Consider the following 14,116-nt stretch of genomic DNA (forward strand, 5'->3'; position numbering starts at 1 on the left):
GGCTAACTCCTAGTATTTCAATTGTTTCAATGGGTCTTGAGCCATTGAATCGAACATATCCACCACACGGCAGTCTTCACACATAGCAATACGATTAATCGCTGCTTCATCTGAAAAGTGAGAGTGACCGCGTAACTTGTTCTGTAACATGTCAATCATAGACTGAGGTGCGAATGGTTTATGGCAACGTACACATTCCGCAGCTTTCTCTTCATGAATCACAACTGCTTTTTGACGTTCTTCTTTTACCCAGTTCATACGAGGCGTAAGAGTCAGAACATTTTCAGGACATGCCTTTTCACACAAGCCACATTGAATACAGTCTTGTTCTACAAATTTAAGTGATGGAGAAGCCCCGTCGGTATGAAGCGCACGTGTCGGACACACAGCCACACAGCTCATACATAACGTACAATCTTTGCTATCACACGAAACGTCGCCGTAAGGTGCGTTTGACGGAAGCTCAACAATATTTTCAACAGGAATACGAGCTGAAGACATCGCATCAAGTGCTGTAAATAGACGTTGGCGCTTGTTGCCTTGAAGATCGCCAAGTGCAAGGTCGAATGAATCCACACAAAGTGTTGGAGGACATTCACGTAGAGATTCTAAGTACAGAATATCGATGGTTTCTTTTGGAATACCGATTTGATCTAGTAGTTCTTGAGCAATCCCTACTTCGTTATTTAGAACACGAATGATCGTTTCTGGCATAAAGCGAGATGCGGCAAACAGAACCTGAGTTGCGCCATTAACTAAAGCTGCAAACCAAGTATCGATACCAATAGATGGCAGTTCTTCTACGACAATTGGAATCACGTTATCTGGCAGTGCTTTTAGCGCCATTACATTGTAAGTCTCATGACGAGAGCTACAGATAAGTACGATTGGATCCAGACCGCCCGCTTGCTCATAATTAGCTAGCGTACGTTCAATAAACTTTTGAGTGTCATCAGGGTTTGGCAGCGCATAGGTAATCGCTTCTGTAGGACAACTAGTTGCACAAGTACCAACGCCTTGACATAGGTAAGGGTTAATCTCAATCTTGTGACCCGTCTTATCAGAGCCTTCACTTGAGAGTGCACCAGCAGGACAAGCATCAACACAACGCTCACAACCTTTAACACCACGAGAACTGTGCGCGCAAAGGTCAGTGTCGAGACGGAAGAACTTAGGCTTATCAAATGTGCCCATAAGCGTTGGAATCTCTTCCAATGCTTCAGCCAGTTTTGGATAGCCACGGCCAACTGGGTAATAACCCGGTACAGGCACTTCTTCTGTCATACAGCTACTTAGGCATAAATCCAAAACCACATCAAAGCAGTCATGATTAATCGCCACTTTCGCTAGGTTATTGGTTAGGCCTTTGCTCTCGATAAGAACTTCAAACGTACCAAGGAAACCAGAAACTTGAACCGCGTTCGCGTAGTAAAGCTCTGACTCAGTATTCGTCGCTTTTACACCATCGGTTGAAAGCAGTGTCAGGCTTGTTAACTGAGGCAATTGCGCCGCAGCACTTTCGATGATCGCCGTTGGACCAATAATCAGCGTATTACCACCGCTTTCATAACTGACTGTCGGTGGAATTAGGTTTGTTAACTCAACTGTATTTTCAAATGCATACAGCCTTGCTTTCGCGTTATTTGAAGTTGCTTGTTCTAATAATTGTTTAAGCATTGCTCAGTTCCATCTTTGGACATGGATAATCTGTTCAACCTTTATTGTAGTAAGCGAGAGAGAACTTGCTGAGTAATCCGTTAACAACTAACCCTTTAGCCAGTGTGTCGTTCGTCAGACCGTGAACTCGTCTATCTACAAAAAAGTTGATAATGAACGTTATTTTGCAAATGCCATGCCAATTTAATATGCCTTATATTTCAGTGATTTAATCCTATATAACGTTTATTGTGCGTATAAAAAAACCGCTTGGGACATTTTGTCGCAAGCGGTTCATTGAGTGTTTAGTCAAAATGTACCTATTCTTTGTGTGGTATATTTTGTCCCACCTCTTTCAGGTCTGCTTCGTCTGACATTGTAGCGTTATTATCCGATACTGTGTTTTTATACAGTCCTTTTTCTTGTTCGGTTATTTCGGCACTTTCTGACGTTTCAAGTTTATTATCAGATACCTCAAGATCGCTTTCAGAATTTTCTAAAACTTCACCTTCGTCTTTATTATCAATAATTTGCTCTTCTTCTGGCGCAGTTTCTTCTTCCGTTTTGTCTTTAACCCAATCACGCAAGGTTTCCGCAACCCCTTCAGAAAGAGACTTCAAATTACTGTAATCGTCGTCGTAATCATCTAAACCATCACGAACGTTGAATTCTTCTGAGAGGAATAATTTACGCAATGCCGCTTTTTTTACGCTTTCTGAAGCTTCTGACACCAATAATTGAGCAACAGACAAGTCTTCAGTCGTTTCTGATGCTATCTCCTGAGAGTCAATAGTTTGAGAATCGACAGCGTGTTCTGGAGACTCTTTTTCCAAAGTTCCACGTTCTAGTGACTCCGATGTTTCTGCGTCTATAGATGAAGCAGCAGACGAAGCCTCAGTGGAAGTAAGCTCAGTTTCCTCAAGCGTTTGTTGCGCTTCTAAAGGTTGGTCGGTTGATTCATCAAGCTTTCGTTGAGACCAACGGCTAAAAAAGTTAGTTGCCATTTGATCGACCCGCGCCTTTACGTTTCTTACGTCTTGCTTCTAATAATTCACCATGACGACCGATAAAGGCTTCCATCCACGCTTGTACAGGTAAAGGCATGTCGTATGACAATACTTGGTTATCTCCGTCCATGTATTGGCCTGCGACTGTTTGTGATGCTGTCAGTAATTGAATAATAGGTTTACCGGAGTCAACATTATCCATAACTAAGAATAGCTTAGGTTGCTGAGAGCTTAGATTGAAGCGGTAGTCGGTACGTTCGTCTTTGTGTAACTGAAGCAAACATACGTCTGGGGTTTCATGTTCAGGTGATAATTCAAAACCGATGAGTTCCCATTGAGTTGTTACCCAAATGCCAGTTTTGATCTCTTTCTCTATTCTTTGGACACCTATTGGCCAAGCTGATTCTGTTTTTTCGTAGTGTTCTTGGAATTCTTTTATCTCAGACATACTGCACCCAATTGATTTTCTTTATTCTGATCGTACGTAGGACATTTTGTACTTCGCATAATCATATACACCCCATAAAGCAATAAACACGCCAATACATTTTAAGTCCTGCTCCGTCTTTAGTGCGTTTGTCGTAAAGTTACCCCTATAACGTTAGTCGATCGCGCTGGTTTGAGACAGTTAGTCTCGGTGAACTCTCATATTTTGCGCTATTTTAATCTAATGCTTCATGTTTCCATCAATCCCCGTTATTTTGGAATGAGAATTGCTAAATGCTTGAGTTAAAGCTAAGACTGACTAAGTGACAGAGAACGCATGTATTCTAAAGAGTCGTATGATGACTCTTGCCTAACTTCTTATCCCTTATAATCGCTATCTCATTAAGTAGGACGTGACTGTGGTAAAACCAAACATAATAAAAACCAGTGAAAACCCACTTCAGACCATCGAAGTTGAAGTGTTTGATGAATATGGCGAAAAGCTAACGAAACAAATTGCGTGCGAGCGCCCTCTTACCGTTATGTTGAACTGGAAAGAGATCGTAACTCTAATGACATTGGGTTCACGCCCGGAAGCATTAGTCTTGGGTTATTTGAAAAACCAAAGCTTCCTTTCTGATCCAGAAGCCGTTGAATCAATCATCATCGACTGGGAAACCAGCTCAGCAGCGGTTATCACCAAAGAAGATACGAGCCAACTTGAGCAAGCGCTTAAGAAGAAGACAGTTACCTCTGGCTGTGGCCAAGGTACCATGTATGGCAACGTGATGAAGCAATTGGAAGATTACCAAGTGCCTCAAACCAAGATTAAGCAATCTGAAATCTATACGGCTCTAGAAGCGCTGACTCATTATAACGACACCTACAAGAAAGCGGGTGCGGTTCATGGCTGTGCTGTTTGCAAAGACGACAAGGTTCTATCGTTTGTTGAAGATGTTGGCCGACACAATGCCGTTGATACATTGGCTGGTGAGATGTGGCTTAACAAAGAGACAGGTGAAGATAAGATCTTCTACACCACAGGCCGTTTAACGTCTGAGATGGTGATTAAGGTTGCGCAGATGGGAATCCCTGTTCTACTGTCACGCTCTGGCGTTACACAAATGGGCTTAGATTTAGCGCAGAAGTTCGGCATCACTACGATTGCTCGCGCTAAAGGTTTACGCTTCCAAGTGTTCACGGGTGCAGACAAGATTGACTTTGATGTGAAAGGTGAATAATCAGCAGTCGGAAAAAAGCGTAGGTTTGATTGGTGATTCACTAACCGCTTCTAATTGTAAAGTTCTGATGTAAATAGTTAGTGACCCATCAAGGATAAATACATAGAAACTTAGCTAGATACAAAAACGCCGTCATGCTTTTTAGTATGACGGCGTTTTTAATTTTCAATTTATAGCTTAATTTCCAACGCATAGAGTTGAAAACTAAGGCTAACTTAAAGCTTAGCCGCGTGCTTTCAAGAACTCAGCGTAAGTACCGCGGAAATCGTTGATCTTGCCATCTTTGATTTCAAGGATACGAGTTGCAAGCGAGTCTACGAATACACGGTCATGAGATACGAAGAACAATGTGCCTTTGTAGTTCTCAAGAGCCAAGTTAAGCGCTTCGATAGATTCCATATCCATGTGGTTTGTTGGCTCATCCATTAGCAGGATGTTTGGTTTATGCATCATGATCTTACCAAGAAGCATACGACCTTGCTCACCACCAGAGATAACCTTTACAGATTTCTTAATGTCGTCTTGACCAAATAGCATACGACCTAGGAAGCCACGAACAACTTGCTCGTCTTCGCCTTCTTGGCGCCATTGGCTCATCCAATCAAACAAGTTCATGTCTGTCTCGAAATCGTGTGCGTGATCTTGAGCGTAGTAACCGATGTTTGAGTTTTCAGACCACTTGTACTCACCTGTGCGAGGCTCAAGAGCGCCAGCTAGTGTGTTAAGTAGTGTTGTTTTACCCACACCGTTCTCACCGATGATAGCAACACGCTCACCTACTTCGAAAATACCGTCGAACTTGTTGTATAGGTCTTCTTCAAAACCTTGAGATAGGTTTTCAACCACAAGTGCGTTACGGAATAGCTCTTTAGACTGTTCGAAACGGATGAATGGGTTTTGACGGCTAGACGCTTTAACTTCGTCTAGTTGGATCTTATCGATCTGCTTAGCACGAGACGTTGCTTGCTTCGCTTTAGATGCGTTAGCAGAGAAACGAGATACGAACGTTTGAAGTTCAGCAATTTGTGCTTTCTTCTTAGCGTTGTCAGACAGTAGACGCTCACGAGCTTGAGTCGCAGCCGTCATGTACTCATCGTAGTTACCTGGGAATAGACGAAGTTCGCCGTAATCAAGGTCAGCCATGTGTGTACAAACAGAGTTTAGGAAGTGACGGTCGTGCGAAATGATGATCATTGTGCAGTTACGTTGGTTTAGCGTGTCTTCCAACCACTTGATGGTGTCCATGTCCAGGTTGTTCGTTGGTTCGTCAAGAAGCATGATATGCGGGTCTGCAAACAGTACTTGAGACAATAGAACACGAAGTTTCCAACCCGGTGCTACTTCGCTCATCAGACCGAAGTGCATTGATTCTTCAATACCTACCGCTAGAAGAAGCTCACCAGCTTTAGCTTCTGCCATGTAACCGTCCATTTCAGCGAACTGAACTTCAAGGTCAGCCACTTTCATGCCGTCTTCTTCGCTCATTTCTGGCAAAGAGTAAATGCGGTCACGCTCTTGCTTAATAGCCCAAAGCTCTTTGTGACCCATGATAACCGTGTCGATTACCGTGAATTCTTCGTAAGCAAATTGGTCTTGGTTTAGCTTAGCAACGCGCTCGTTTGGATCGTAGCTTACGTTACCAGCACTTGGCTCTAGTTCACCAGATAGGATCTTCATGAACGTCGATTTACCACAGCCATTCGCGCCGATTAAACCGTAGCGGTTGCCTTCGCCGAACTTAACTGAAATATTTTCGAAAAGTGGCTTAGCGCCGAATTGTTGGGTGATATTTGCTGTGGAGATCAATGCCATTACCTTTTTAATGTGAAAAACGCCGCAACGTTACTTGTTCAAGGCTTTAACTGCAAGTATTGATTGCAATTACTGGCCATTAAGTGAGTGATAACCTAGCCAAATCATAGTTTGAACTGACTCACATTTTTGGTTTTCTATTTATCGCCGTAAAACCGTCGATTTTAAGGAAAAACAAAATATCGAACAGCGCACCATAATGGGCGGTATATAACGTCCCAAATCATGCCAACCATTGAATATATCGTATGCTGATTGGTCACAGTAAAAGCCAACCCGATCAACGCAACAGAAGACATAACAAAGATGCTCAAATATTAGGGTCTGTTGATCTTTCGAGCTGATTTTTGCAGCACTTTGTGGGAAATTTCTACAAGGCAGAGGCTTTGAAGTATAGCTAGCCTACATGAGAAGCTGATAACGCAGTAGAAATGAACCACAAAGACTGCCCGAAGGGTTCGGCTAGAATCGTTTTATGCTTTGTTAAGAAGTATTAACTTAGAATGACTAGGCTACATACTCCTTGCCGCGCCTAAAACGATTCTATCTCGAACAAAATTTAACCACGAAAGGTCAACAGACCCTTGCCTAATCCCTGACAATTTCATGACAAAATCGCTCGAAACAGGAATAAAGTACTCGCCCCCGACACGGGGTTGGATTTCACAAAGTCAGATTATCTAACTATAGTAATCCTAACCTCATAATTCTAAGAGACTTTTATGCGTTCACTATCGCGCTTCTTAATCCTCACTTTGGCCATTCTCTCTTGGCCTAGTCATGCCAACTTGGAATATGACTTACAATCTCAGCCGCAGGTATCCGATTCTGCTGTTGATCTCGATGATCGAATTGATTCGTTACCCGACCCCCTCTTTATGGAACCGTCGGACAGACGCCAAGTCAATATATTGCTCGCTGAAGTGCTACAAGTTCAAAAGCAGGAAATCAAAACCTTCGAGCAACAGATAAAAGCCTACAGAGCGAACAACGACGCCGATCAATGGTTTGCCGTTCAAACCAGTTACGTCACTTTGAATAGCTTGAATGTGAGCAAGCAACACCTGTTAGAGCAGACGAATTCCGCTAATAAAGAGCGCCTAACGGGTTTTGGCCCCTACGGTGTAACTCAATTTAAGCAAGAGTGGGAATTAACCAAGCTCAACATTGAGTATCTTGTTTACTTCCAAATTCGTAGCTTTAAAGCGCTCGTTAAAGACATCTTTATTTCGCCAGTGCCTGTGATTGGTGCATCGTTAAAAGTGTTGTTTATCTATTTTGGTTTAGCGTGGTGGCTTGCCAATAGCACTCGTTTGATTGAGTTGTTCAGAATTAATTTTCTTGAAGCGAAAACGAACCCTCCATTTTTAGTACGTGTGATCTGGTACATCAGCCGCGCTGATCGTGCGATTGCTTGGTTAATTGCGATTACGCTTTCTCTAAGAGTGCTCTCCAGCATCCCTAGCCTGCAACACCTGATTTTCCTTGAGATCTTCACTTGGTGGATTCTAGGTGGTTCGATTGCTATCAGCTTTATTTTGGAATTTGCGTATCGTTTGGGCCGCACATCTAATCAAGAAGTGATTGCGCTGCGCCTATCGACCATTCGCCGTTATGTTTGGAGCTTCATTGTTGCGGGTGTGACTTTGCAAATATCGAGTATCACGCTAGGCAAAGGCACTATCTATAGCTGGATCTACAGCGCCCTATTTTTCTGGTTTGTACTGGTTACCATTTCAGTGCTTAGATTATGGCGTGCGAAAGTCTTCGATACGCTGCAACACATCTCTGATCGTCCGGTATGGGTGAACTGGGCAGTAAACCGCAAGGATACCTTCTTACTTAATATATTGGCGACGGCCATTGGCATCGTATGGTTGAGTGTTTACAACTTCCAACACCGCATCATGGCCTTACTGTCTAATTACACACTGTTTAGCCAAGCTTTGGCGTACCTGTTTAGAATTGAAGTGGCTAAGCAGTCTGACCTTGACAAGAATCAGCAAAACTTGGTTCGAATCAAAGGCGATCAAACCTATGAATACATTCTTCCGGGTAATATCGACAGCACGCTGATTGATTACGCCGGTGATGAGGTTAAGCAACTGTCTCGCTACTTGATGTCAGACAGCCCTGCTATCTGTATTGTTTCAGGTGAACGTGGTGTGGGCGCAACAACGCTGCTTTATACCCTGCTGCACAAAGTCTCTAACGCTGAACCTGTCTACGTAAGTTGCCCTTACGCTGGTTATCAAGAGCTGTTAGCGCATCTAGCGGTGAGCATCGGCTTGGAAGAGAAAGCGACTGAGATTCAGATCTTGGCTCACCTTCGTAAAAGCAAGACCACGTACTTGATTGCGATCGATAATGCACAACGTCTAGTTAAGCCAATGGTTGGCGGCTTGTCTGATCTGATACGTTTAACCAATCTACTGCGTCGTTCTAAAAAGAACCACCGTGTCGTGATATCGATCGCCAAATCAAGCTGGCGGTTTGTCGATCGAGCGCGTGGCGAACGTTTGCTGTTTGACTTGGTGTGTTTCCTTCCGCGTTGGACAGAGAAACAAGTCGGTGAGCTTCTAAATAGCCGTATCAATACGGAGCTTGAGAAGCCGTTATCGTTTGATGGTTTAGTGGTGCCTAAACAGTGGGACCAAGATGACATGAGTGAGGAAGATCGAGCACGACAAGGCTTCTACCGCATCTTGTGGCATTACTCTGATGGTAACCCTACCGTTGCGCTGCGCTTCTTCCGACTCTCTTTGAATCGAAACAAAGATACCGATCAAGCCGTGGTGCGCTTGTTCCATGTTCCAGAAGCACAAGAACTAGAAAACATGCCAAAACCTATGCTGGCTGTGCTTCGTTCTATCGTGCAGTTGGAAATCGCGTCTCCGGAAGTCTTGTCTGATTGTACGCAGCTAAGCACGGCTGAGATAACCGGCATTCTGCGTTACTTTGAAAGCCGTGGTTATATTGGTTGGCATGAAGAAAAGGCTCGAATTTCCGAGCACTGGTTCCGCCACATTACTAACGTTCTCGACCGTCAACATCTACTGGTGAAGTAAAATGAAGAAGTTATTTATCCTACTATTTGTTGGCTTGGCAAGTGCTGTCAGTTTCCCGATCTTTGCGACGGAAGAGTTAGCCAATGTAGAAAACATCTCAAAGATAGCGAGTCTAGTGCGATGGAGCGGCGTGTTCTTCTCCATGATCGTTATTGCTGCGATGTGGTTACTGCTTAAGTTTATCAACTCGATGGTGACCAGTTTTGGTAGCCAATTCGTGCAATACCGAATGTTGCTACAGAAACTGCAGTCGTTTACTCAGTTCTTTATCTACGTGAGCACCGGTCTTATCGTGTTCATGATGAGCTTTAGAATCAACGACCAAATACTGGCTTTGATTGGTGGTACCCTCGCTGTGTCGGTCGGCTTTGCGCTTAAAGACTTGGCAGCTTCATTTATCGCGGGCATCACGGTAATGATTGATAGACCCTTTCAAGTTGGTGACCGCGTCACGTTCGAAGGCAACTACGGCGATATTATTACCATTGGTTTGCGTTCAGTGCGAATGAGAACCCTGAATGACGACATCATTACCATTCCGAACAACAAGTTCTTAAATGAAGTGACCACCAGTGGTAACTACGGTGCGTTGGACATGCAGGTGGTGATTCCGTTTTACGTTGGTATGGATGAAGACATCACCCTAGCCCGCGATCTGATTCAAGAAGCGGCGTCTTCAAGTCGTTATATCCACTTGCCGAAACCTGTAACGGTTTTGGTTAAACAGACGATTACCGATAACTACCTAGCAATACAGCTAACTTGTAAGGCTTACGTTGTGGATACTGCGTATGAGAAGCTGTTTGAAACCGACATTACTTTGCGTGTGATGAAAGAGTTTAAGAAGCACAACATCAACCCACCGAAAATTTCAGTAGCGGCGCATTAGGCTTGATGCTTTAGACATTTGTTGCTTATAGCAAATGACTAGCCATAAATAAAAACACCTCCGAACTTATCGCAAGTGCGGAGGTGTTTTTTATGAGCTTTTTATCTTTAAGCTAATAGTCCTATTGATGCTAAACCTTAAAGTATTTCAATTGCTCAGTAAGGTGTTCTGTAGTGTTCGCCATTTTCTGACTGTCTTCTGCGAGCGATTGTGAGGCTTGGAGTACCTCATTTGCAGCGAGTTGAGATTTGGTTTGCGATAGATTAGTAGTGCAGAATTTTCGTGCTTGGGCTAAAACGTTCGTGTAATAGCCCAAGCGCGTTAGAAATATTATCAGATGATAATATCAGTGAATGAGTTCTTAGAACTTATAGGTTTGATACAAGCAATTGAGGTGTCGCTTTCTGTTGAAGATAGATACTAAAGCAACTTCCCTTACCTACCTCAGATTCAACTCGGATCTCGCCGCCAGTTTGGCTCAAGATACTCTGAGATACTGACAACCCTAAGCCCGTGCCATCTCGTTTGGTGGTATAGAAAGGCGAGAAGATACGTTTCAGTTGTTCTTCCTTAATACCACAGCCTTCATCTTGAACATGAACGATAGCGCCATGAGACACACCATTTTCAACCCAGTCTTCACTCGAAATGGTTAACGTGCCCTGACCGTCCATTGCATGAATCGCGTTCATTTGTAGGTTAACCAGAATCTGCAGTAATTGGTTTCGGTTCACTTCGACTGAAGTTTTAGCGTTCAGCTGTGATACGTACACAATGCCTTTCTTCTTCGCGCCTGTTTTTACGAGCGTAATACTTTCATCCACTATTGGGTTGATATGTTGCCACGTAATTTCGTCTTGTACGCCGCCGTGACGGCTGTATTGAAGCAGGCTTCGTGTGATATTTCGAATTCGGTCAATCTGCTCCATGATCGCGTGGACTTCCTCATCTACACGGCTCACTTCATCGCCCAGTTCAAACTTCATCAGTTCAACGTTGCCAAGAATCACGGCGGTTGGGTTATTGATCTCATGAGCAATACCTGCCGTTAATTCACCTAACGCGGCCAGTTTTTCATTGACCACCAGCTTATCTCTGGCTTGATTGAGAAGCTTGATGTGCAGTTCGAGTTCTTCAGTTTTCTCTTTCAAACTCGCGGTACGAGAATGCACTTTGCACTCAAGTTCAGACGCCGCTTGTTGAATCTCTTGATTGCGCTCGTGCAGTAGATCCAACATCTTGTCGAATTGTTTAGCGAGCAGTGTCAGTTCGTGTTGATCATCCAAACCTAGCGTACCAATTCGCTTGTCTTGCCCCATCTGGACTAGCTTGACGACCTTATGAATGCGTTCGATTGGGTTGAAAAGATCACGTGCGCCACGGTGAACGATCAAACCGGATGCCAACAGAAGCAACACAATGGTAATGCTAATTTCGCCAAGGTTGGTCAAGTACGTTTCTATCAGCGGCCAAATCAAATAACCGGTGTAAAGCATACCAATCACATTATTAAACTGGTCATGGATTGGTTGGTAAGCTGTGATGTACCAAGCATCGTAAACATACGCTCGATCTAGCCACTCTTTACCTTCATTCAAGACTTTCGAGTGAACCTCGTGAGAAACACGTGTACCAATGGCGCGCCCTACACTGTCTTCACTGCTCAAAGGCACGTTGGTGCTAACACGAAGATCATCAAGGAAAACCGTGACCGTTCCTATATGACGATTAAAACCTTCTCGTTGTGGATAGATAAGGTTACTGATTTGGTCAACAAGTTGAGTACTGTTATTCAGTAAGATCCCACCATCCAGAAAACCAATCACATGATCATGTTCATCTTTGATGGATACAACGGTTCGGCTTACCAATCCGCGAGTCTCGACCTCTTGCCCGTTGAGCATCGGAACTTCCGCTTTTTTAGCGAGGTCACGATCGAGATAATTGAGTTCATTACGGCTTAAGACACTGAAAAATGAAGGCTTGTGAGTTAAGTTTAGATATTCGAGTTTCTTTTCCATGCTCTCGACACTGCGCCAGCGCAGAAAATCGAGCTCATAACGAGATTTGTTCTCAGACACCCAGCGCGTTAGCTCTTCGTGTGAAAGATCACTCGCAAGTTTGGTTCGAAAGTTATAAGACTCGGCAAACGCACGAACGTTGTATGCTTGCTGATTTTGGATCAGGTGAATACTGTTATCGGCAACATCCAAGCGTTCATCAACATCAATCAGAGCGCCCTGCCACGTGTAATGTATTGACCAATACAGTGTGATAGCCACAAGCGCGCACAAGGTCAGAATGATCGGAGCTGATGTTAGGAATAATAATCGGTAGCGAACCATGGTTTTGAATCGGAACGCCCACTTTGACCACCAACGACGTCTAATCGGCATATTCAGAGCCTTCTGTGTTCCAATCTTTGTACTTACGCTCTAGCGTTTTACGTGCGACGCCAAGATCTCTTGCAGCTGCCGATTTATTGCCATCATGAAAACTAACCAGCTGTTCTATATGAGATTTTTCCACTTCTTTGAGTGTCCAAGTGTTTGGATAACCCTCGGCAGCGTCTGCATTATTCAAGTTTGGCATTTCCGCACCATGTGACACCGTCACTGAAATGCTAGCAGGAACAGGATCACCATTAATCTCGCGCCAATAGTGTGCTGGTGGCTTGTCTAAAAGAATGCATCGTTCGACTAAGTTTTTAAGTTCACGAATATTTCCCGGCCATTCGTATTCGTTCAACGCCAAGATATCTTCATGTGCCCAATTTGGAACTGGCATGCCAAGCTCGCTCGATAAAAGACGAGTAAAGTATGGAACAAGTTCAATCAGGTCTGACGGGCGCTCTCTCAATGGCACCACATCAATCTTAAGTACATTGAGTCGGTAGAACAGATCGCGGCGGAAGTGCCCTTTATCGACCTCTTCTTGAAGGTTTCGGTTGGTCGCCGCCACCACTCGTACGTCAACGGAAATTTCCTTCTCGCTACCGACTGGACGAATGGTTCTTTGCTCTAACACGCGTAACAATGCAGCTTGCATTGGCAGTGGCATTTCACCAATTTCATCAAGGAACAAGGTGCCACCACTTGCGACTCGGAAAAGACCTTCACGGTTTTTCTTCGCACCAGTAAATGCGCCTGATGTATGTCCAAACAGTTCACTTTCTAGAAGCTCTGGAGCAATCGCACCACAGTTGATTGGCACAAATGGACCTGTGCGTTTACTGGCTTCATGTACACCACGAGCAACCAGCTCTTTGCCCGTACCTGACTCACCTTCTATAAGAACGGATGCTCTTGACGGTGCAAATTGACTGATCAGCAATTTAAGCTGTTTAGTTTTGTCTGAATTGCCGATCAATTCGGTCTTGATATGACGGCTAACATCACGCTTCAACGCGTACTGCATTCTTTGATCAAGTCGCTTATCCATACAACGCAGAACCGCTTGTATCATCTGTTCGAGGTTGAACGGCTTAAGAATAAAATCTGAAGCACCAAGCTTAAGCGCGGATATGGTCATCTCTAGATCGGCATAACCCGTCATGAAAATCACATCGGCACGTTTGTCGTTGTCGTTAAACGCCTCTTCCCACTCAATGCCAGAGCGGCCTGGTAGGTTGATATCAAGGACAATCAGATCAAAATGTTCGCTTGAACGCAGCGTTTCAGCCTCTTCAACCGACCCTGCGCTCGACACCTTGCCAAAGAACTTACCTAGTGCTTTCTTTAAGATAGCCTGCATACCCAATTCATCATCGACGACCAAAACGGAAAAGGCCTGATACTGAGTCAATGTGTTCGGGTTGAGATTGGATGCAGATGAACTAGGTAAAGACATAATGATTAGCCGGTGAGAAAAGTTGGGACAGAGTGTACCAATTAACCTTTTCTCCAACAGGGACAATGTGCGACATTTTGTCCTAGCTCATGTTTTGATTCATTTTAACGGGGTAAAAGACTCAGTTTTGTCCGAAATAACAGCAATTTAATGAAATTTGATGCAGTA

Annotated in this window: 9 protein-coding genes; 3 read left to right on the top strand and 6 right to left on the bottom strand. The window is 44.0% G+C overall.

Annotation, left to right across the window (positions count from 1 at the left end; all coding sequences use genetic code 11):
* Positions 1-9: 9 nt before the first annotated feature.
* The 3 genes from AB4583_RS13900 to AB4583_RS13910 form a co-directional block, all read right to left on the bottom strand.
* Positions 10-1,677, bottom strand: coding sequence for a 4Fe-4S dicluster domain-containing protein (locus tag AB4583_RS13900; RefSeq protein WP_372117808.1), 1,668 nt, complete (start codon positions 1,675-1,677; stop codon positions 10-12).
* 299 nt (positions 1,678-1,976) lie between these two features.
* Positions 1,977-2,660, bottom strand: coding sequence for a DUF3306 domain-containing protein (locus tag AB4583_RS13905; RefSeq protein ID WP_372117810.1), 684 nt, complete (start codon positions 2,658-2,660; stop codon positions 1,977-1,979).
* Positions 2,650-3,111 (bottom strand): DUF3305 domain-containing protein, encoded by a 462-nt coding sequence (locus tag AB4583_RS13910; protein WP_061034050.1) that lies wholly within the window; start codon positions 3,109-3,111, stop codon positions 2,650-2,652. The genes AB4583_RS13905 and AB4583_RS13910 overlap by 11 nt, the downstream gene beginning before the upstream one ends.
* A gap of 397 nt (positions 3,112-3,508) precedes the next feature.
* On the opposite strand from AB4583_RS13910, the gene AB4583_RS13915 reads away from it, so the two are divergent.
* Positions 3,509-4,330 carry a formate dehydrogenase accessory sulfurtransferase FdhD gene (locus AB4583_RS13915; protein WP_017068189.1) on the top strand — a complete coding sequence of 274 codons (822 nt, stop codon included), beginning with the start codon at positions 3,509-3,511 and terminating at the stop codon, positions 4,328-4,330.
* A gap of 222 nt (positions 4,331-4,552) precedes the next feature.
* Here the strand turns inward: AB4583_RS13915 and AB4583_RS13920 are convergent, their stop codons facing one another.
* Positions 4,553-6,136, bottom strand: coding sequence for an ABC-F family ATPase (locus AB4583_RS13920; protein WP_009846736.1), 1,584 nt, complete (start codon positions 6,134-6,136; stop codon positions 4,553-4,555).
* Positions 6,137-6,864: 728 nt separating this feature from the next.
* On the opposite strand from AB4583_RS13920, the gene AB4583_RS13925 reads away from it, so the two are divergent.
* Positions 6,865-9,210, top strand: a complete 2,346-nt coding sequence (locus tag AB4583_RS13925) for an ATP-binding protein (protein WP_017068188.1) — start codon at positions 6,865-6,867, stop codon at positions 9,208-9,210.
* A 1-nt stretch (position 9,211) separates the two neighbouring features.
* A complete protein-coding gene (locus AB4583_RS13930) occupies positions 9,212-10,099 on the top strand; it encodes a mechanosensitive ion channel family protein (protein ID WP_017059614.1) in 888 nt (295 codons plus the stop codon).
* A gap of 368 nt (positions 10,100-10,467) precedes the next feature.
* Here the strand turns inward: AB4583_RS13930 and AB4583_RS13935 are convergent, their stop codons facing one another.
* Together AB4583_RS13935 and AB4583_RS13940 are read right to left on the bottom strand one after the other, a co-directional pair.
* On the bottom strand, positions 10,468-12,495 hold the full coding sequence (locus AB4583_RS13935) for a cache domain-containing protein (RefSeq protein ID WP_017059613.1): 2,028 nt from the start codon (positions 12,493-12,495) through the stop codon (positions 10,468-10,470).
* Positions 12,485-13,948 (bottom strand): sigma-54 dependent transcriptional regulator, encoded by a 1,464-nt coding sequence (locus AB4583_RS13940; RefSeq protein ID WP_029235435.1) that lies wholly within the window; start codon positions 13,946-13,948, stop codon positions 12,485-12,487. The genes AB4583_RS13935 and AB4583_RS13940 overlap by 11 nt, the downstream gene beginning before the upstream one ends.
* Positions 13,949-14,116: the final 168 nt, after the last annotated feature.

Origin of the sequence: Vibrio sp. 10N.222.49.C12, assembly GCF_041475025.1 — a bacterium.
GTDB classification, from domain to species: Bacteria; Pseudomonadota; Gammaproteobacteria; order Enterobacterales; family Vibrionaceae; genus Vibrio; species Vibrio crassostreae_C.